Origin of the sequence: Pseudomonas nitroreducens NBRC 12694 (assembly GCF_002091755.1) — a bacterium.
Taxonomy (GTDB): domain Bacteria; phylum Pseudomonadota; class Gammaproteobacteria; order Pseudomonadales; family Pseudomonadaceae; genus Pseudomonas; species Pseudomonas nitroreducens.
Genome location: NZ_BDAI01000006.1, coordinates 144,890 through 164,230, shown reverse-complemented (window position 1 = coordinate 164,230; position 19,341 = coordinate 144,890). Strand labels below are relative to the sequence as shown.

Genomic DNA, 19,341 nt, shown 5'->3' with positions numbered 1-19,341 from the left:
GCCCCTGCATCGAAGCCACAGACATTCACCCATGAAAAAGCCCGGCACATGGCCGGGCTTTTTCATGGGGCGGTCATGCAGTGATCACTGCACTTCCACCGCCAGGTTCTCGGCGATCTTCTTCTGCCAGATGGCCGGGCCGGTGATGTGCACCGACTCGCCATGGGTGTCGACCGCGACGGTCACCGGCATGTCCTTCACTTCGAACTCGTAGATCGCTTCCATGCCCAGTTCGGCGAAGGCCAGGACCTTGGACTTCTTGATCGCCTGGGCGACCAGGTAGGCGGCGCCGCCCACGGCCATCAGGTAGACGGCCTTGTTGTCCTTGATCGCCTCGATGGCGATGGGGCCGCGCTCGGACTTGCCGATCATGCCCAGCAGACCGGTCTGCTCGAGGATCTGGCGGGTGAACTTGTCCATGCGGGTCGCGGTGGTCGGGCCAGCCGGGCCAACCACTTCGTCACCGACCGGATCGACCGGGCCGACGTAGTAGATGAAGCGGCCTTTCAGGTCCACCGGCAGCTCTTCGCCCTTGTTCAGCATGTCGACCATGCGCTTGTGCGCAGCGTCGCGACCGGTGAGCATCTTGCCGTTGAGCAGAATGGTCTCGCCCGGCTTCCAGCTCTGCACTTCCTCGGGGGTGATGCTGTCGAGGTTGACGCGGCGCGCGGACGGGCCGGCTTCCCAGACGATTTCCGGGTAGGCGTCCAGCGACGGCGCTTCCAGTTCGGCCGGGCCGGAGCCGTCGAGCACGAAGTGTGCGTGGCGGGTGGCGGCGCAGTTGGGGATCATGCAGACCGGCAGCGAGGCGGCGTGGGTCGGGTAGTCCATGATCTTGACGTCGAGCACGGTGGTCAGGCCGCCCAGGCCCTGGGCGCCGATGCCCAGCTGGTTGACCTTCTCGAACAGCTCGAGGCGCATTTCCTCGATCTTGTTCTGCGGGCCGCGGGCCTTCAGCTCGTGGATGTCGATCTCGTCCATCAGGACTTCCTTCGCCATCACCGCGGCCTTCTCGGCGGTACCGCCGATGCCGATGCCGAGCATGCCCGGCGGGCACCAGCCGGCGCCCATGGTCGGAACGGTCTTCAGCACCCAGTCGACGATGGAGTCGGACGGGTTGAGCATGGCCATCTTCGACTTGTTCTCGGAGCCGCCGCCCTTGGCCGCCACGTCCACTTCCACGGTGTTGCCGGGGACGATGGAGTAGTGGATCACCGCCGGGGTGTTGTCCTTGGTGTTCTTCCGGCTACCTGCCGGGTCGGCCAGGATGGAGGCGCGCAGGACGTTCTCCGGCAGGTTGTAGGCGCGACGCACGCCTTCGTTGATCATGTCGTCGACGCTCATGGTGGCGCCGGCCCAGCTCACGTCCATGCCCACGCGGACGAACACGGTGACGATACCGGTGTCCTGGCAGATCGGGCGATGACCGGTGGCGCACATGCGCGAGTTGATCAGGATCTGCGCCATCGAGTCCCGGGCGGCCGGCGATTCTTCGCGCAGGTAGGCCTCATGCATGGCCTGGATGAAATCAACCGGGTGGTAGTAGGAGATGAACTGCAGGGCATCGGCGACGCTCTGGATCAGGTCGTCTTGCTTGATCACGGCCATGGAGCACGGTCCTCTTCAGGCGGGTAGTACAGGCATGGGGCCTGTTACATCGGGAATTCGCCGACACGGCTGCGGCGAAAAAAGGCGCCGTAGTATACCGCCGCGGCCGCTCGCCGCGCACCCGCCAGCGATCCGACCTTGGTCCCAGATGGACTCTGAACCTTGCCAGGGCCGCCCACATTCCGATCGGCTAGGCACTGGGGCGCTTTGATAGTAGAGTGAGGGCAAGGTGCCATTACGGGATGGAGCCCCATGAGCACGCTGAAACCACCTCTGAAGCAGCACGCCTTACAAAAACTACTCATCAGGCGATTCGGCATGGCCCTCGGGACCTATGCCCTGGCGCTGCTGTTGTTGTGGTTGGCGGTGTTCGGCGAGTTCTATCGCGCGCCCGTCAGCTTCGCCCTGACCTGCACCCTGCTGGTCGCCGGCAGTCAGCTGGTGTTCGGCTGGCTCTTCCTCACCGGGCGCAACCAGCGCTTCACCGACCCGAGCATGACCGAGCCGCAGGTCTTGGTGGCGGTGGTCTGGAACACTCTGTTCCTGGCCAACGTGGATACCGCGCGCGGCACGCTGATGGTGCTCTACGTGCTGATCCTGCTGTTCGGTGTCTTCCAGTTGCAGCCCAGGGTGTTCGCCCGCTGTGCGGCGCTGGCCTTCATCGCCTTTGCCGGGCTCAACCTCCACGAAGCCTTCCAGCAACGCCTGCAACTGCCGGCCCAGGCCGTGTTGCAGTTGCTGGTGCTGTTTATCGTGCTGACCTGGCTGAGCCTGTTCGCTGGCTACGTGCAGTCGCTGCGCCAACGCATGCGTCAGCGCCGCTACGCGCTGCAGGCGCACCAGGACACGTTGCGCGGCATGATGCGCCAGCTCGAAGACCTGGTCGCTACCGACGAACTCACCGGTCTGTTCAACCGCCGGCATTTTCTCCGTCTGGCCGGTCGTGCGCTGGAAGAAATGCGCGAAGGCCAGCGCCACGGCCTGGCGCTGATCGACCTCGATCACTTCAAGCGCATCAATGACGTTCACGGCCACGCCGCCGGCGACCGCGTGCTGCAGACCTTCGCCGCCGTGGCGCGGGCCTGCCTGCGCGAGGGCGATGTGCTGGCACGCTACGGCGGCGAGGAATTCGTCCTGCTGTTGCCCAACGCCGATGCCGACCGCCTGACCACCTGCTGTGAACGCCTGCGGATGGCCTATGCCGCGGCAGAGCCGGTGGGCGTGAACATCGAAAGCCTGAGCCTTTCCGCGGGCATGACCCTGCTCGATGCCAACGACGATCTAGACGAAGCCTTGCAACGGGCCGACCAGGCGCTCTACCGTGCGAAACGCAGCGGACGCAACCGCTGCGATGCCGCATGGGAGTGGACGCGTGCCTGAGATACAGGCCGGATCGCAACGCTTTTCGGTCAGCCCCGGAACCAACCTGCTCGATGCCCTGCGCGGGGCCGGCATCGCTGTGCCCTACAGTTGCCGGGCCGGCAGTTGCCATGCCTGCCTGGTACGTTGCACGCAGGGAGAAGTCCTCGATGCCCTGCCCGACGCCCTCGATGCAGCACGGCGAGACCAGGGCTGGCGGTTGTCCTGCCAGTGCCGGGTGGTCGGCGACATTGCGGTGGAAACCTTCGACCCGCAACGTGACGGCCTGCCCGCCACGGTCGCCGAACTGGACTGGCCAGCCCCCGACGTGCTGCGCCTGCGCCTGGCCCCGCAACGCCCGCTGCGCTACGGCGCTGGGCAGCACCTGATTCTCTGGAGTGCCGACGGCATTGCGCGGCCGTACTCGCTGGCCAGCGTACCGGGGCTCGATCCCTGGCTGGAGTTCCACATCGACTGTCGCGAGCGCGGTGCCTTCGCCGATTTCGCCCGTGAGCTGAAGATCGGTGACGCTGTGCGCCTGGGCGAACTGCGCGGAGGCGCACTGCACTATGACCCGGAATGGCACGAGCGGCCGCTGCTGCTGATGGCCTCCGGCACCGGCCTGGCACCGCTCTGGGGCGTCCTGCGTGAAGCGCTGCGGCAGCATCACAGCGGGCCGATCCGCGTCATTCACCAGGCCCATGATCGTGCTGGCCATTACCTCGCCCAACCCCTGCAAACCCTGGCCGCCAGCCACCCGGAGCTGGAGGTCACGCTGATGACCACGGCCGAGTCGACCGAGGTTTTGGCGCAACTCCGGCTTGTTTCGCGGCGAACACTCGCCTTACTCTGCGGCCATCCCGCCAGCGTCGATGCCTTCGCCCGCCGCCTTTACCTCTGCGGCGTGCCCCGTGGCCAGACCCTGGCCGACCTGTTCCTGCCCCACGCCTGAACCGGTCGCTCCACTCAAAAACAACAAGGACTTGCCATGAGCGAACAGATTCTCGTCGAGCGCGAAGAGGGCCTGCTGACCCTGCGCCTGAACCGTCCGGACAAGATGAACGCGCTGACCCGCACCATGTATGCGGGGCTCGCCGATGCCCTGGAAGCGGCGCAGGAGGATCGTTCGGTGCGTGTGGTGCTGATCACCGGCAACGCCGAGTGTTTCACCAGCGGCAACGACATCGTCGACTTCCTCCAGGAGCCGCCGAGCGGCCCGGACAGTGCGGTGTTCCGCTTCATGCGCGCGCTGATGGAGTTCACCAAGCCGGTGGTCGCTGCCGTCGCTGGCCCGGCCGTGGGCATCGGCACCACGCTGCTGCTGCACTGCGACCAGGTATTCATCGCCAAGGGCGCCAAGCTGAAGATGCCCTTCGTCAACCTCGGCCTGTGCCCGGAGTTCGGCTCCAGCTTCCTGGTGCCGCGCCTGGTCGGCCCGGTGAAGGCTTCCAGCCTGTTGCTGCGCGGTGAAGGTTTTACCGGCGAGCAGGCCGTGGCCTACGGCATTGCCAATGAGGCGCTGGAAGACGGGGCGGCTGCGCTGCAGCGTGCCCGCGAGGTCTGCCAGGCCTTCCAGCAACTGCCTCCGGCGGCGGTGGCGCTGAGCAAGCGCCTGCTGAAAGCGCCTTTCATCGAGCAATTGCGCCGCGTGGTGGCGGAGGAGGGGCAGCACTTCGTGCAGCGCCTGCACTCCCCGGAAGCCCACGAAGCGCTGAGCGCCTTCACCCAGCGTCGCCAGCCGGATTTCTCCAAGTTCCTCTGAGGCAGGTTGCCCACACAATCTGTGGAACGCGTTGTGGATAAGCTCTGGGGCAACCTGCAGAACCCACGCCGCGCATGGCCTGCAGGGGATTGAGCGGTATTTGAGCGATGCCGTGCCGGTTGCCCACAGTAGATGTGGAAGGCGTTGTGGATAAGCTCTGATGCAACCGCTGCAAGCCAGGCGCCATAGGCCTTGGCGCGGATTGGACAGGAATTGAGCAGCGCGAGCTTTTGCTCTTCGTAGGACCGAGGGGAACGCCCAGTGCTTGCTCGCGAACAAGCCCCTGCTGCGATCCTGGTTCGCGGGCAAACTCGCTCCAACAAGGTCCCTGCAACGGAAATGAAAAGGCCGCCCCGAGGGCGGCCTTTTTGTTGCTGACGCAGGGTCAGACCAGCAGGTCGCCCACGTGCAGCACCTTCATGGTGTTGGTGCCGCCCTGGGCGGTGTAGCTGTCGCCCTTGGTCAGGATCACCCAGTCACCCTTGGTCACCACGCCACGCTGCAGCAGCGCGTCGACGGCTTCCTGGCTGACGCGCTCCGGCGGCAGGGCGGCCGGGTCGAACGGGATGGTTTCCACGCCACGGAACAGCGCCACGCGAGCCTGGGTTTCGCGGTGCGGGGAGTAGGCAAAGATCGGTACCGAGGAGCGGATGCGCGACATGATCAGCGGGGTGTAGCCGCTTTCGGTCAGGCAGATGATCGCCTTGATGCCCGGGAAGTGGTTGGCGGTGTACATGGCCGCCAGGGCGATGCTTTCGTCGCAGCGCTCGAAGGTCTGGCCGATGCGGTGGCTGGACTTCTTGGTGGTCGGGTGCTTCTCGGCGCCAGCGCAGATGCGTGCCATGGCCTTGACCGCTTCCACCGGGTACTCGCCGGCGGCGGATTCGGCGGAGAGCATCACGGCGTCGGTATAGTCGAGCACGGCGTTGGCCACGTCGGAGACTTCCGCGCGGGTCGGCATCGGGTTGTGGATCATCGACTCCATCATCTGGGTCGCGGTGATCACGGCCTTGTTGTAGCGGCGGGCGTGCAGAATGATCTTCTTCTGGATGCCCACCAGCTCGGCGTCGCCGATTTCCACGCCGAGGTCGCCACGGGCCACCATCACCGCGTCGCTGGCGCGGATCAGGCCGTCCAGGGCTTCGTCGTCGGCGACGGCTTCGGCGCGCTCTATCTTGGCCACCAGCCAGGCGGTGCCACCGGCTTCGGTGAGCAGGCGGCGGGCGTATTCCATGTCCTTGGCGTCACGCGGGAAGGACACGGCGACGTAGTCCAGGTCCATGCTCGCGGCCAGCTTGATATCGGCCTTGTCCTTTTCGGTCAGGGCCGGCGCGGTGAGGCCGCCGCCACGACGGTTGATGCCCTTGTGGTCGGACAGCGGGCCGCCGATCAGGACTTCGCAGACCAGTTCGTCTGCCTTCACTTCCTTCACCACCATGACCACGCGGCCGTCGTCCAGCAGCAGCTCATCGCCGATGCCGCAGTCCTTGACCAGGTCCGGGTAGTCGATGCCCACGACCTGCTGGTTGCCGTCGGTGCGCGGGTGGCTGGTGGAGAAGCGGAAGGTGTCGCCGACCGCCAGTTCGATGCGCTTGTTGGCGAACTTGGCGATGCGGATCTTCGGACCCTGCAGGTCGCCCAGCAGCGCCACGAAGCGGCCGTGCTTGGCGGCGATATCGCGTACCAGCTGGGCGCGGGCGCGGTGTTCGTCGGGAGTTCCGTGGGAGAAGTTCAGGCGGGCGACGTCGATCCCGGCGAGGATCAGCTGTTCCAGGACTTCGGGGGAATTGCTGGCTGGGCCGAGGGTGGCGACGATCTTGGTGCGGCGAAGGGACATGCGGGACTCCTAGGGGAAAGCAGCGGTCAGGTTGCCCCGCGAGCGGGTCCGAGGCAGCCAGGGCGCCATCTTACTCTCTTTCAGGTGACAGGTCTGATCACCAGCAGATCGCATTCGACTTCCTCGAAGACCCGCTCGGCGGTCTGGCCGATCAGCGCGTTGTCGAGCTGGCCGCGGGCGACAGCGCCCATCAGCAGCAGGTCGATGCCGTGCTCCTTTACATAGGTGGGGATTAGCTCCTCGGCGAAGCCTTGGCCCAGGTGAGTACGTGCTCGGTCGATCTGTGGATAACTGGCCAGCAGGGCGTCGAAGGCCTTGCGGTGATGCGCCTCGGTACGCAGTACGTAATTTTCATAGTCGGCCAACAGTTCGGCGTTGAATGCGAGGGTGTGCGGCAGGGCCATGTAGGCGTGCAGGTAATGGGCGTCGAGTTGCAGGCGCTGCTCCAGTTCGCGGGCCACCATGATCAGTCGATGGTCCAGCGTGGCGGGGACGTCGCCGCTGTGCAGCGGATCGACGGCGGCGCACAGGCTCCTGCCGGCCCACTCGCCATGCTGCACCAGCCACAGCGGCTGCGGGCAGTGGCGGATCAGTTGCCAGTCGTTGTTGGTGAGGAACAGGCGCTTGAGCAGGCTGTGGTGGTGCGCGGACTTGAGGATCAGGTCGGGCGTGGTCTGCTCGCAGTGGAGGACGACCTGGTGGTGCAGGGACTTGCCCCAGCGTACCTGGCAGTGCACATCGAGGCCGCCGTCGCGCAGCGGCTCGGCCAGCGCTTGCAGCCAGGCCAGGCGTTCGTCCAGCAGGTTGCGCTGGGCGGCGTCGAGGTCGCCGCGCTCCAATAGCAGCGCGTTGTCCAGCGCCGGGTTGTATTCGCAGGCCAGCAGCTCCAGGCGCGCGCCGCAGCGCTGGGCGATCCAGCGGGCGCGGGTGAGGGCGGGCTGGTCCTCGCGGGTCGGGTCGATGATGACGAGCAGGTGCTGCAGCTTCATGGCGGAGTCCTCGCTTGCTCTGCGCTCAATGCAGAGCAAGCGTAGACACTGGCGCCTGCCGTGCGCCTTGATGTGGCTCAGCAGCGCGCCGGGTTTGCCGTCAGCTGCGTGGCGAGGTCTGGTTCAGCGCACGATCCAGATGGCGGGCGCCCTTGTCGGCCAGCTCGCCGTTGGGGAATTCGGCGAGCTGGCGGCGCAGGTAGGCGATGGCCTTCTCGCGGTCCGGGTGGGGGTTGTCCTGTGCCATGTACATCAACCCCAGCTGGTACAGCGCCTTCTCGCGGATGTCCGGCGGGATGGCTGGATCGTTGGCGCCCAGCAGGTAGAGTTGCGCGGCCTCGTCAACACGGTCCTTGAGGACGGCACGGCGTGACAGCAGGGTCATGTCCGGATCGAGGGTCGGCTTGTTCAGGTCCAGGTTGTACTGCGGCTGCCAATCGGCCAACAGTTGCTTCGCGGTTTTCTGCACCGGGTCCTTGGCGCGCTGGCGGATGATCAGCTCTCGCGCGTCGGCATGTTCGGCAGCCTGGGTGCCGGGGAACTCGCGGTCGATGCGCTGGAAGTAGTCCATGGCCTTCTGGTCATCGCGCTGGTCGTTGTAGCGGCTCATGTAGATCAGGCCGATCTGGTACAGGGCGATCGCCCGCACTTCCGGGCTGTAGCGGGTGTTGTCGTAGCCGGTGAGGTAGAGCTTTTCGGCCTCGGCGCTCTTGCCATCGCGGATGGCCTGGGCGCTGTAGGTGAGCAGGTCGCCTTCTTCTTCCACCGCGGCGGTCATGCGCTTGTTCTTGAGCTGTTTGTACTCCGCGACTTCACCGGTGGTGATCTGCGCGACGAACAACGGCGTGGTAGGGGCGCAGGCGGCGAGCCAGGGCAGCAGCATGACGAGGGGCAGGGCATGGACGAAACGCATGGCAACTCCTTTGCGCCAGGGCGAGGTCCACGTGAGTCTAGTGGCGGGCTACAGTACGGCCAAGACGGGCCGATACACTTCCCAACGGAGGATATGCCCATGCGAACCCTTTTCCTCGCGCTGCTGGCGCTGAGTGTTACCGGCTGCACCAGCTGGTCGATGAACTATCACCTGAACAACGCCTACCGCGCGTACAAGAGCGGCGACTGCCAGCGCGTGCAACTGGAGCTGTCCGAGACCGAGCGCAAGGCCCGCGCGCGGCCGTGGATCCAGCCGGAAATCTCCATGCTGCGCGGGCAGTGCCTGGAGCGTGAGAAGTTCTACGTCGACGCGGCGCAGACCTACCAGTTCATCATCGCCCGCTACCCCACCAGCGAGTATGCTTACCGGGCCAAGGCACGCCTGGAGACACTGCGTCTCAACGGTCGGCTGCCCGGCGATTCGCGTACCTACCCGGCTACCCCCTGACCGCCGGTCGGTGGCGAACTTGAGCCAGGCCGCTAGCTGGCTAATCTCTTGAGTGCTTTGTGCAAGGAGGTACGAATGCGCGCCCTGTGGCTTTGCGCCTGGTGTTTCCCCCTGCTCGCTTCGGCGGATATCTACCGCTGGACCGACGCTCAGGGAAAGGTGCACTTCAGCGAAACACCACCGCCAGGGGCGCAACGCGTCGAGGTCAAGCCGCAGGTTGTCGAACGTGACGCGGCGACCCGCGAGCGGGAGGAACGTACCCGCCGCTTCTACGATGCGCGTCGAGATGAAAGCGCGGCCGCGCAGAGCCAGGCGGCGCAGCAGCAGGCCAAGCTGGACCAGCAGTGTGCGAAGTGGCGTCATGACCTGGAGTCGCTCAGTCATGGCGGGCGCTACTTCTCGCAGGACGGCAGTGGCGACAGGACTTACTACAGCGATGCACAGATCGACGCCGCTCGTCAGGCGCTTAGCGCACGACTGGCGGAAGGTTGTCGTTAGGACTGGCCCCCGGCGGGCAGCATCGTCATACTGGACGATATCTCATAGCGAAACGCCATTATGCGTCATCAACGACATATCGAGCGCCATCAGCTGCCCTACTACCTGAAGGTGTTCAACAGCATCACCGACAAACCGATGGGTTACCTGGGCAACGTGTCGCTGGACGGGCTGCTCCTCATCAGCCAGCTGCCGATGCTGGTGGGTGGCCGCTTCGAAATGCGCCTGAAGATCCCGGGGCATGACGGCAAGCTGCAGCTGATCGAGTTCGCCGCCACCTGCCAGTGGTGCCGCGAAGACGTCAATCCGGGCAACTACGATTCGGGCTTCAGCCTGGCGGCGGCGCCGACGGAGTACGTCGAACTGGTCGACGCGCTGCGCCGTTATTTCAGTTTTCGCCGGCAGGTGGAGTCGGTCTGAAGCGCAGGACGCGCTGACCGATCTGCTCGGTGTGGGACGCCAGGGAGTTGGTGTCCGGTCGTGGCGCGCTGTTACAGCGCGCCAGCCTTCTTCCAGCCCAGGTAACGGCTGATCAGTTCCGGCCCCAGCTGGCTCGGCCGCGCGTCGAGCACCGGCACGCCATGGGCTGCCAGCTTCTCGTGCAGGCCGGCGCGGGCGTTCAGGTAATCCACCGCACCGCAGTACGCCAGGGCTTCCTCGAAACCTTCCACCGGCGCCTGGCGCAGGCGGTCCAGCACTTCCTCGCGCAGGCTTGCGACGAGCACACGGTGCTGGCGTCCGAGGCGTTTCACCGCGGCCACCAGTTCCTCGTCATCCTCGTCGCGCAGGTTGGTCACTATCACCACCAGCGCACGGCGGCGCTGGTGCGTCAGCACGGCTTGCACGGCCGCCGGGTAGTCCGCCGGGCGCTGGCTGCTGCGCAGGTCGTAGACGCTGTTGAGCAGGGCGGTGAGCTGGGCGCTGCCTTTGGCCGGCGGCAGGTGGCGCGGTTGATCGCCTGCGAAGGTCATCAGGCCTACGGCGTCGCCCTGGCGCAGGGCGACGTAGGCCAGCAGCAGGCTCGCGTTGAGTGAATGGTCGAAGTGCGAGAGGTCGCCGTCGTGGCTGCGCATGCGCCGGCCACAGTCGAGCAGGAAGAGAATCTGCTGGTCGCGTTCGTCCTGGTATTCGCGGGCGATGGGCGTGCGCTTGCGTGCGGTGGCCTTCCAGTCGATCTGCCGCAGGGTGTCGCCGTCGCGAAACTCGCGCAACTGGTGGAAATCCAGGCCCAGGCCACGCCGCTGCCCGGAGCGCACGCCGATGCGGTTGAGCCAGTGGTCCACTGCCATGAGTTCGGCGCCGTAGAGGCGGGCGAAGTCCGGGTAGACGCGGGTTTCGTCGCGCTGTTCCAGGTAGCGCCGGCCCTTCCACAGACGCAGTGGGCTGGACAACTCGATCTCGCAGCGCTGGAAGACGAAATGCCCGCGGGACAGCGGGCGCACGCGGTAGCCCAGTTCAGTCTGTTCACCGGGGAGCAGTTCCACGGTCTGCGGCAGGTATTCGAACTCCATGCCGGCCGGCAGGTGGTCGAACACCGTGACGCGTTGTGGCTGGGCGTAGCGGTGATGGAACTGCAGACGTATCTCGCTCCAGCGGCCCAGCGGCAGGTTGCCGCTCAGTTGGCGGCGTAGCTCGGGCGAGGGCGTGCGGCGCAGCCAGAGCGCATCGGCCAGCGCCAGCAGGAGGAGCGCGCAGAGCGCCCCCCACCAGAGGCGGCCGAGCAGTGCCGATCCCGAGTCCAGGGCCTCGGCCGCGCCGAGGGCGATGGCAATCGCCAGCAGGGCGCCGAGCAACGCGAGGAGCGCGCGCGATGGCTTCATACGCGCGGCGCCGGTACCTGGTCGAGCAGTTGTTGCAGCACCTGGTCCACCGACAGGCCTTCGATTTCCAGTTCCGGCGACAGGCGCACGCGATGGCGCAGCACGGCCAGGGCGCTGCCTTTCACGTCGTCCGGAATCACGAAGTCGCCGCTGCGCAGCAGGGCGCGGGCGCGGGCGCAACGCACCAGGGCGATGGATGCACGCGGGCCGGCGCCCAGTGCCAGGCCCGGCCAGTTGCGGGTGGTACGGGCGATACGCACGGCGTAGTCGAGCACCTGGTCATCGATGGGCAGGTCGGCAGCGATCTTCTGCAGCGCCAGCACGTCCTTGTCCTTGAGCAGGGCGCGCATGGGCGCCACGTCGAGCATGTCGCTGCGCGCCGAGCGGGTGACCTGGCGCACCAGGGTCTGTTCCTCGGCCTCCAGCGGATAGTCGATGCGCAGCTTGAGCATGAAGCGGTCGAGCTCGGCTTCGGGCAGCGGGTAGGTGCCTTCCTGCTCGATGGGGTTCTGCGTGGCCAGCACCATGAACGGCTGCGGCACCGGCAGGGCGCGGCCTTCGAGGGTGACCTGGCGCTCTTGCATCACTTCCAGCAGCGCGGCCTGGGTCTTGGCCGGGGCGCGGTTGATTTCGTCGGCCAGCAGCAGGTGGGTGAACACCGGCCCCTTGCGCAGCTTGAACTGCTCGGTGGCGAGGTCGTACACGGCGTGGCCGGTGACGTCGCTGGGCATCAGGTCGGGGGTGAACTGGATGCGCGCGAAGCCGCCGTCGAAGCAGCGGGCGAGGGCGCGCACCAGCAGCGTCTTGCCCAGGCCGGGCACACCTTCGATGAGCACATGGCCGCCGGCGAGCAGGGCGGTGAGCACGTCGTCGATTACGGCCTGCTGGCCGATCAGGGCCTTCTGCAATTCGTGGCGCAGCGCCTGGGCCAGCTGGCTGGCGCGCTGGCGCTGGGCGGCGGCATTGGGGGCGGTGGTGCTGGAGGGTTCAGGCGTCTGTTCGCTCATAGGGCATTCCTGAGGCTTTGCAGGTGCGCGACCTGGCGGGTGAATTCGGCGACGGCCATGCGCTGTTGCGGATAGGGGCGCATGGCCTGGCTGATGGCGCTGACCGACATGCGCGTCATGCGGCCCAGAGCTTGCCATTGTTCGGCGACCGGCAGGCGGTCGAAGCCGGGCTGGCGCTGCCGCGCCCGGCGCATCACATCTCGTTGCAGGCCTTGCAGCAGGGCAAGCTGGCCGCGCTGGCGGAGGATGAAGTCGGCGCCGGCGCGCAGGTGTTCTTCCAGTTGCCGACGGCTGCGGTCCGGATTGGGCTGCTGCGGGCCCTGGCGCAGGCCATTGCGCCAGAGCAGCAGTGCCAGCAACAGGGCGGCAGCCAGCAGTGCCTGCGGGAAATAGCGCATCAGCAGGGTCATGAGGCTGGTGCCGTCGGCGCGGTAGACCAGGGTAACGGCGCTGTCCTGGGCCAGGTACCAGAGCAGCCAGGCGTTGTCGTAGGCGTCGAGTTCGCCGTTCTGCCAGATCCAGTTGTCGGTGAGCACGGTGATCAAGCCCTGGCCCCGCTGCAGTTGCAGCAGGTGGGTGGAGTCGGCGCTGTTGGCCCAGGCGTAGGCGAGGTTCTTCGAATCGAACAGGTGATAGTCGGTGTCGAAGTCGATATAGGCCGGGGCCTTCTCGTTCTCCAGGTAGAGCTTGGTCAGGTTCGGGTAGGGATCGGCTTCTGCATCGGCCTTGTCGGTAGTGCCGGAGGTCTGGTCCGGGTGCTCGTGTTCCACTTCTGCCTTGCCGGTATCGTCGTCCGCGCGGTCCTCGGATGGGGCTGCAGTCTGCTCGTCGGACTGAGTGGATTTCTCCTCCTCCTTGTCCTTCAGGTCGGCCGTGAGGAATTGCTGGACGCCCAGTTGATCCAGCAACAGGTCGCCACTCTTGCCTTCATCCTCGTCCCACAGGCTTTCGGCGGTGACGATGAGGTGGCCGCCGCGGTTGGCCCAGTCGAGCAGGCGGGCGTTCTGCGTCGGCGTGACGTTCTCGCGGGTGCCCAGCAGGATCAGGGTCTGGCCCTTGCTCGGCAGCTGGTCCAGCACTTCCATGCCGCGGGCGGTGGTGACACGGATGCCGCGGCCACGCAGGTACATCTCGGCGGCAAGGTAGGGGTTGGCGCGGGCCTCCGGGGAGGCGCCGTGCTCGACGGTCTCGGTGTAGGGCTCGAGGTTGCGGTACAGGTAGTAGCCGATGCCGCCGAGCACCAGCAGGACGAGCAGTACCAGCAGGGCGAGGTTGCCGCGCTTCATGCCCGCACCTCGTTACCGAACAGGTGGCGCCATTCGCCGCACAGCTGCTGCTTGAGTTCGGCCCGCGGCGGGCGGTGCCCGTAAGCGAGCGCCTGCCACTGCTGGGTCAGGCTGCGGGCGAAATTGTCCAGCGGCGGGTCGTTGAGGTCGGCCACGCGTACGAGGACTTCCCCTTCGGTGGTGGACTCGCGCAGGGGCACGCGAAAATCGTGCAGCAGGCGGCTGAGCAGGGCGCGATAGAGCAGGCCGAGGGCGGCGCGTGGTTGCTCGTCCCACAGGCGCTCGGCCTCGCTGGCGACGTCACTGGGCAGGGTTTCCGGCGCCAGGTCCAGCCCGAACAGCACGCTGGGGGCTTCGCGGCGCGGCTGCTGCGGCAGGCCGATGCGCCCGACGAACAACCGCAGCCATTGGCGATACCGCCAGATGACCAGGGCGATGACGGTGAACAGCAGGCCCCAGAGCAGTACCTCGATGCCCTGCGCGGCGAACTTGAAGGCTTTCCAGTTCTCCAGCGCTTCGAAGAAGCTCTTTAGGCGTTTGGCGTCATCCGGGTCTGCCGGCTTTTCCTCTTTCTTGTCTTCGCTCAGGCGCCAGCCGGTGACCTTCTCGCTGTTCTTGAAGGGCGGCGCAGCGAGGATCCTTTCCGCGGCGCTGCGCGAGTCCTCGCTGTTGAGTTTCTGTTGGGTCAGCCGCGCACCCTGCGGGCCGTCGGGGTTCTGGTCGGGCAACGGGCAACTCTGGCTGGCCTTGCCGCCGGCTTCCGCGCCGGCCGCCAGCGCGTCATGGGCCGGCAGTAGCGCGAAGGCGCCGGCCACCACCAGCAGGAGGGCATAGGCGCTGCCGATCAGGCGCTGGCGCAGGCGACGGAACACCAGTTCGATGTCCCAGGCTTCCAGCTCGGTGCGGCGGTTGAGGTAGAGGGTGAAGCCGCAGGCGACATACACCGGCTCCCAGACTATCAGCAGCAGGGCGTAGACCAGGTTGCTGATGTGTTCGAGCCACACCCAGTCGCCTTCGGCGGCGCTGATCAGCGACTTCCATTCCCAGTCTTCCACCCACTGGTTCGGCAGCATCAGGTACATCAGCGTGGTCAGGCCCAGCCACAGCGCCAGTTCGAAATGCATGCCGACGATGGTCAGCCAGGTGGCCCCGCCCGCGTTGCGCTGGCCGAGCACCACCAGGCGCTGGCTGCGAGCCTGGCCCTTGAGGCCTTCGAGCTGCAGCACCGGCAGGTCGAAACTGCGGGTCGGGCTCAGCCGTCGCCAGAGCAGGCTGGGCAGCAGCTGTGACTTGAGCAGTCCGGGGAAGGCCCTGAGCGCTTCCTTGAGCGTCGGCGTGTCGCCGAACAGCGAGCGCGAGAGGATGTACAGCGGCAGGCGTTCGAAGGCGGGCTTGAGCCACCAGAAGATCAGTATCGCCCAGCTGGAGTAGTTCCACAGCAGCACGGAGAGCAGCACGAACACCGGCAGCGTGACGATGGCCCAGCTGGCCATCAGCACACCAGCGTGGCGGCGAGCCAGGAGAATGCCCAGGTCCAGTGCCTCCCAGGCGCTGCGCGGGCGAATGGCGACGCTGGCGTCAGTCAGGCGCATGACGCCTCCGTCCGGCAAGGAGGAAGTAGCTGCCCACCAGCAGCCACAGGCAGGCGCCGACGATGTACTTCACGGTGGCGGAGAAATGCGTGACGGAGGACCAGTAGCCCTCGACGAAAGCGGCGATCAGCAGCATCAGGATCACCCCGCCGATCAACTGCACGGCGCGGGCGGCGGCCTGGCGCAGCGCTTCCAGGCGGCTCAGGCGGCCGGGGGCGAGCAGCGCCCAGCCGAGCTTGAGGCCAGCGCCGCCGGCGAAGGTGATGGCGGTCAGCTCGAAGGCGCCGTGGCCAATGACGAAGGACCAGAAGGTCTCGATGTAGCCGACCTGGGTCAGGTGGCCGGCCACCGTGCCGATGATCAGGCCGTTGAACAGCAGGAAGAACAGGCTGCCGACGCAGAACAGCAGGCCGCTGGCAAAGGTCTGAAAGGCGATGCCGATGTTGTTCATGATGTAGTGGCCGAACATTTTCCAGTCATCGCCGGCGTCGCGCGTGCTCATGGGGCCCAGGCGCGTGGTGTCCGGCGAGTACATCGACTCCATCTCGGCCACTCGCTCCGGTGCCATGACGCTGTAGACCAGGTCGGGGAAGTGGTAGACGAGCACGCCCATCAGCAGCAGGCTGCCGTAGAACAGCAGGCTGGCGATGGCGATGCAGCGCCACTCCTCGCGCACCAGGCGCGGAAAGCCGGCGACCAGGAAACCGAGGATGCGCGCACCCAGATGGCTGCGGTGCCGATAGAACTGCTGGTGGCCACGCATGGCGAGCTGCTGCAACTGGTCGATCAGGTGGCTGCTGTAGCCGCGCTCCTGGGCCAGGGCGAGCTGCTGGCAGATACGCCGGTAATCGGCGGCGAATTCTTCGGGCTTCTCGCTCGGTTCCTGGCGCTTGCCGCTTTCCAGTTGTTCCAGGCGCTTGGCGAAGCGTTTCCAGCTGCCCTGGTGGCGTTGTTCGAAGAAGGCCTGCTTCATGGGTGGCCCGTCCCGTTACCGAGCAGGCCGCTGGCGATGCGATTCAGGCGGGCCTCCGCCTGTTCCGGGGCGATACCCAGCGGTTGCGCCAGAATGCCGGCCAGTTCCTCGCGGCGGGCGGCGGAGAGTTGCGTGCCGCGTTCGGCAAAGCTCATCAGTGCGCGTTGCTCTTCCAGCTTCAGCGGCCAGGGCGCCAGTTCGGGCGCAGCCTCCGAGACCTGCGGGCGGCTTGGCGGCGGGTCGCGGTAGATCACCAGGGTGCCGGCGGCGAGATCCCCCAGGCGCTTGAAGGCGGAGTTGGACAGGCAACTGAGCAGCCCGAGCGTGTAGGCGAACGGCAGGATATCGGCGAAGCGCAGCAGGTTGCGCAGCAGTGAGGCGGACCAGCCGATTGGCGTGCCGTCGTCGTGTACCACGCGCAGGCCCATCATCTGCTTGCCGGGCGAGCGGCCCTGGTTGAGCACTTCGAACAGCACCATGTACCACCAGGTCATGACGAAGGTGAGGATCAGCCCGAGGCCGGTGCCCAGTTCGCCGAGGAAGGCCAGCAGCATGAACAGCGCCAGCATCAGCAGGATGCGGATACCCAGGTCGATCAGGTAGGCGAGGGCGCGGGGGACGACACCGGCGGGACGCAGCAGCAGATCGATGCCTTCCGGAGTCTCCACGTGGTAGCGGGTGTCCAGGACGGGGGCGTGGGAAGACGCTTGGGATGAAAGGTCTGCTGGGCTCAAGGGAAACCGCTGTCGATGACTGAGAGCCAGATGCTAGCCAGCGCGGTGCGGCGAGGCAACCACGCTGGCGGGCTCAGGCCGGATTGATCACTTGGCCGGTGGCAGCACACCGAAGATGGTGCGATACAGCACGCCGATGGCGACGATCAACCACGGCATCACCCAGATCAGCGCGATACCCAGGGTCAGGGTGCTGAGCATGAACAGCAGGCCGAACACCAGCAGCAGGCCGAAGACCTTGAACCAGTGCTGGCTGATGGCCTTGCGCGAGGCTTCCAGCGCCGCCCAGGGCGACAGGCCGCGCTCGACCACCAGCGGGATGGCGAGCATATAGGCGATGCTCAGGTAGATGCCCGGCAGCACGAAGAGGAAGTAGCCGACGCAGATCAGGAGGGTGCTGAGCAGCACGCAGACGACCACCTGGAAGGTGCGGCCGAAGTGGCTGAAGACTTCGTTGAACCGCAGCGGTTGGTCGGCGGCGCGGCGGATACCGAGCATGTTCACGCCCGCCAGCAGCGGGTAGCACACGGCGGTGGCGACGAAGCTCAGGACGATGGAGCCGATGAAGAAGGCCACCAGCGCACCGACCGCCATGCCGCCGGCGGCTTCGCTATCGCCGAGCAGGCCCATCCCGGCGATGCCGGCGACGCCGACCACGGTGAGGAACAGGCTGAGCAGGTTGACCAGGGCGAAGATCGCCGCATAGAAGACCACGAAGCCGCCAATGATCAGCCCCTTGGTGCCTTTGGTGCGGCGCCAGGATTCGCCCAGCAGTTCGTTGATGCTGAAGTTGTAACCGCGGCTCAGCGCCTCGGCGACGGAGGGAACGGCGCCCGGGGCTGCGCCCGGTTCGAGGTTGCTCAGTGGAGCGCTGTAGGGATTTTGTGCTGCGAGGTCTTGCATGAGGAAAGTCCTTTCCAGTGGGGTGTCCTTGCGACGGCCATCATAAAGGCGCGGGCTGGCTAGGTGCCAGCGAGGCGTTTTGGAAGTGTGGTCGGCAGCACTGTTAGACTGCGACGCACTCGCTTGCAGGCAAGGAAAAACGATGAACGCCAGCATCTTCTGGTACGACTACGAAACCACCGGCATCGACCCGCGCCGCGACCGTCCGCTGCAGGTGGCCGGCATTCGCACGGACGAGGACCTCAACGAGGTCGGTGAATCGCTGAACCTCTACTGCCGGCCCAGCGATGACATCCTCCCGCATCCGGCCGCCTGCCTGGTCACCGGTATCACCCCGGACCGCCTGGAGGAGCGCGGTCTGGGCGAAGCCGAATTCATGACCCGCCTGCACGCCGAACTGGCGCAGCCGGGCACCTGCGTGGCCGGCTACAACACCCTGCGTTTCGATGACGAGGTCACGCGCTACAGCCTGTACCGCAACTTCTTCGATCCCTACGCCCGCGAGTGGCAGGGTGGCAACAGCCGCTGGGACCTGATCGACATGGTGCGCACCGCCTACGCGCTGCGCCCGGAGGGCATCGTCTGGCCGGAACAGGATGGCGCCGTCAGCCTCAAGCTGGAGCGCCTCACCGCGGCCAACGGGATCGACCATGGGCAGGCGCACGACGCGCTGTCCGACGTGCGCGCCACCATTGCCCTGGCCCGGCTGGTGCGCGACCGCCAGCCGAAACTCTATGACTACCTCTATCGCCTGCGCGGCAAGCAGGGCGTGCTGGATCAGGTTCGTGTGCTGCAACCGATGGTGCACATCTCCGGCATGTTCTCCGCGGCGCGGCACTACCTGTCCGTGGTGCTGCCGTTGGGATGGCATCCACGCAACCGCAACGCGCTGATCGTCTGCGACCTGGGCGTGGATGTTTCGCCGTTGCTGGAGCTCGATGCGGAAACGTTGCGCAAGCGCCTCTATACGCGCCGTGATGAGTTGGCCGAAGGCGAGTTGCCGGTGCCGCTGAAACTGCTGCACATCAACCGCTGCCCGGTGGTGGCGCCGTTGTCCGTGCTGCGCCCGCAGGATCGCGAGCGCATCGGCGTGGATCTCGATGCCTGCCTGGCCGCTGGGCAAACCCTGACCCAGGCGAAAGCGATCTGGCAGGACAAACTGGCGCCCTTGTATGCCGAGGAAAGTTTTGCCGGCAGCGAAGATCCCGAGCAGCAGTTGTATGACGGCTTTATTGGTGACCGTGATCGCCGATTGTGCGAACAGGTGCGTCAGGCTGATCCCGCGCGGCTGGCGAAAGAACAATGGCCATTCGATGATGCGCGACTTCCCGAACTTCTCTTCCGTTATCGGGCACGCAATTTCCCGGAAACTTTGAGTGCCACACAACAGCAACAATGGCAGGACTTCTGCCGCGCGCGCCTGAGTCAGGCCGAATACGGCGCACCGAATACTCTGGATAACTTTGCCGCGGCAATGAGCGAACAGCTGGTCAATGCCACGCCGGCCGGCCGTTTGGTGCTGGAAGAGTGGGAGAAGTATGCGCAGGTGTTGCGCGCGCGCTATCGCCTGTAGCGCCGCGCACTTTTCGGCA

General features: G+C 66.2%; 18 protein-coding genes. 7 read left to right on the top strand and 11 right to left on the bottom strand.

Annotated elements, in window-relative coordinates; translation table 11 throughout:
* Nucleotides 1-84 precede the first annotated feature (84 nt).
* A complete protein-coding gene (locus tag PNI01S_RS17960) occupies nucleotides 85-1,608 on the bottom strand; it encodes a fumarate hydratase (RefSeq protein WP_024762623.1) in 1,524 nt (507 codons plus the stop codon).
* Nucleotides 1,609-1,860: 252 nt separating this feature from the next.
* Here PNI01S_RS17960 and PNI01S_RS17955 point away from each other — a divergent pair, with 252 nt between their 5' ends.
* From PNI01S_RS17955 to PNI01S_RS17945, 3 genes are read left to right on the top strand one after another with little or no spacing between them, the layout of a single operon-like run.
* Nucleotides 1,861-2,988: a GGDEF domain-containing protein gene (locus tag PNI01S_RS17955; protein WP_024762624.1), complete on the top strand. Its 1,128-nt coding sequence runs from the start codon at nucleotides 1,861-1,863 to the stop codon at nucleotides 2,986-2,988.
* On the top strand, nucleotides 2,981-3,919 hold the full coding sequence (locus tag PNI01S_RS17950) for an iron-sulfur-binding ferredoxin reductase (protein WP_084358730.1): 939 nt from the start codon (nucleotides 2,981-2,983) through the stop codon (nucleotides 3,917-3,919). Before PNI01S_RS17955 ends, PNI01S_RS17950 begins: the two co-directional genes overlap by 8 nt.
* A 36-nt stretch (nucleotides 3,920-3,955) precedes the next feature.
* Nucleotides 3,956-4,729 carry an enoyl-CoA hydratase-related protein gene (locus PNI01S_RS17945; RefSeq protein WP_084358729.1) on the top strand — a complete coding sequence of 258 codons (774 nt, stop codon included), beginning with the start codon at nucleotides 3,956-3,958 and terminating at the stop codon, nucleotides 4,727-4,729.
* 385 nt (nucleotides 4,730-5,114) lie between these two features.
* Here the strand turns inward: PNI01S_RS17945 and pyk are convergent, their stop codons facing one another.
* The 3 genes from pyk to PNI01S_RS17930 all read right to left on the bottom strand — a co-directional run bounded on the left by pyk (nucleotide 5,115) and on the right by PNI01S_RS17930 (nucleotide 8,468).
* Nucleotides 5,115-6,566, bottom strand: a complete 1,452-nt coding sequence (gene pyk / locus PNI01S_RS17940; RefSeq protein WP_024762627.1) for a pyruvate kinase — start codon at nucleotides 6,564-6,566, stop codon at nucleotides 5,115-5,117.
* A gap of 80 nt (nucleotides 6,567-6,646) precedes the next feature.
* Complete coding sequence (locus tag PNI01S_RS17935; protein ID WP_084358728.1) at nucleotides 6,647-7,555, bottom strand: universal stress protein; 909 nt, start codon at nucleotides 7,553-7,555, stop codon at nucleotides 6,647-6,649.
* Between the two features lie 100 nt (nucleotides 7,556-7,655).
* Nucleotides 7,656-8,468 (bottom strand): outer membrane protein assembly factor BamD, encoded by an 813-nt coding sequence (locus PNI01S_RS17930; protein ID WP_024762629.1) that lies wholly within the window; start codon nucleotides 8,466-8,468, stop codon nucleotides 7,656-7,658.
* A 99-nt stretch (nucleotides 8,469-8,567) separates the two neighbouring features.
* Here PNI01S_RS17930 and PNI01S_RS17925 point away from each other — a divergent pair, with 99 nt between their 5' ends.
* The 3 genes from PNI01S_RS17925 to PNI01S_RS17915 all read left to right on the top strand — a co-directional run bounded on the left by PNI01S_RS17925 (nucleotide 8,568) and on the right by PNI01S_RS17915 (nucleotide 9,854).
* Nucleotides 8,568-8,936: a lipoprotein gene (locus PNI01S_RS17925; RefSeq protein ID WP_024762630.1), complete on the top strand. Its 369-nt coding sequence runs from the start codon at nucleotides 8,568-8,570 to the stop codon at nucleotides 8,934-8,936.
* 75 nt (nucleotides 8,937-9,011) lie between these two features.
* Nucleotides 9,012-9,434 (top strand): DUF4124 domain-containing protein, encoded by a 423-nt coding sequence (locus PNI01S_RS17920; RefSeq protein WP_024762631.1) that lies wholly within the window; start codon nucleotides 9,012-9,014, stop codon nucleotides 9,432-9,434.
* Nucleotides 9,435-9,494: 60 nt separating this feature from the next.
* Nucleotides 9,495-9,854 carry a PilZ domain-containing protein gene (locus PNI01S_RS17915; RefSeq protein WP_024762632.1) on the top strand — a complete coding sequence of 120 codons (360 nt, stop codon included), beginning with the start codon at nucleotides 9,495-9,497 and terminating at the stop codon, nucleotides 9,852-9,854.
* Nucleotides 9,855-9,925: 71 nt separating this feature from the next.
* Here the strand turns inward: PNI01S_RS17915 and PNI01S_RS17910 are convergent, their stop codons facing one another.
* From PNI01S_RS17910 to PNI01S_RS17880, 7 genes are all read right to left on the bottom strand, one after another.
* Nucleotides 9,926-11,254: a DUF58 domain-containing protein gene (locus PNI01S_RS17910; RefSeq protein WP_084358727.1), complete on the bottom strand. Its 1,329-nt coding sequence runs from the start codon at nucleotides 11,252-11,254 to the stop codon at nucleotides 9,926-9,928.
* Nucleotides 11,251-12,261 carry an AAA family ATPase gene (locus tag PNI01S_RS17905; RefSeq protein WP_038803565.1) on the bottom strand — a complete coding sequence of 337 codons (1,011 nt, stop codon included), beginning with the start codon at nucleotides 12,259-12,261 and terminating at the stop codon, nucleotides 11,251-11,253. Before PNI01S_RS17905 ends, PNI01S_RS17910 begins: the two co-directional genes overlap by 4 nt.
* Nucleotides 12,258-13,547 carry a DUF4350 domain-containing protein gene (locus PNI01S_RS17900; RefSeq protein WP_065084454.1) on the bottom strand — a complete coding sequence of 430 codons (1,290 nt, stop codon included), beginning with the start codon at nucleotides 13,545-13,547 and terminating at the stop codon, nucleotides 12,258-12,260. The genes PNI01S_RS17905 and PNI01S_RS17900 overlap by 4 nt, the downstream gene beginning before the upstream one ends.
* Complete coding sequence (locus tag PNI01S_RS17895; RefSeq protein ID WP_024762634.1) at nucleotides 13,544-15,139, bottom strand: DUF4129 domain-containing protein; 1,596 nt, start codon at nucleotides 15,137-15,139, stop codon at nucleotides 13,544-13,546. The genes PNI01S_RS17900 and PNI01S_RS17895 overlap by 4 nt, the downstream gene beginning before the upstream one ends.
* Nucleotides 15,126-16,112: a stage II sporulation protein M gene (locus PNI01S_RS17890; RefSeq protein ID WP_024762635.1), complete on the bottom strand. Its 987-nt coding sequence runs from the start codon at nucleotides 16,110-16,112 to the stop codon at nucleotides 15,126-15,128. The genes PNI01S_RS17895 and PNI01S_RS17890 overlap by 14 nt, the downstream gene beginning before the upstream one ends.
* A complete protein-coding gene (locus PNI01S_RS17885; RefSeq protein ID WP_037006563.1) occupies nucleotides 16,109-16,846 on the bottom strand; it encodes an RDD family protein in 738 nt (245 codons plus the stop codon). The genes PNI01S_RS17890 and PNI01S_RS17885 overlap by 4 nt, the downstream gene beginning before the upstream one ends.
* 87 nt (nucleotides 16,847-16,933) lie before the next feature.
* Nucleotides 16,934-17,749 (bottom strand): DUF975 family protein, encoded by an 816-nt coding sequence (locus PNI01S_RS17880; RefSeq protein ID WP_024762637.1) that lies wholly within the window; start codon nucleotides 17,747-17,749, stop codon nucleotides 16,934-16,936.
* 142 nt (nucleotides 17,750-17,891) lie between these two features.
* On the opposite strand from PNI01S_RS17880, the gene sbcB reads away from it, so the two are divergent.
* Nucleotides 17,892-19,322: an exodeoxyribonuclease I gene (gene sbcB / locus PNI01S_RS17875; protein WP_084358726.1), complete on the top strand. Its 1,431-nt coding sequence runs from the start codon at nucleotides 17,892-17,894 to the stop codon at nucleotides 19,320-19,322.
* The last annotated feature ends 19 nt before the right edge of the window (nucleotides 19,323-19,341 follow it).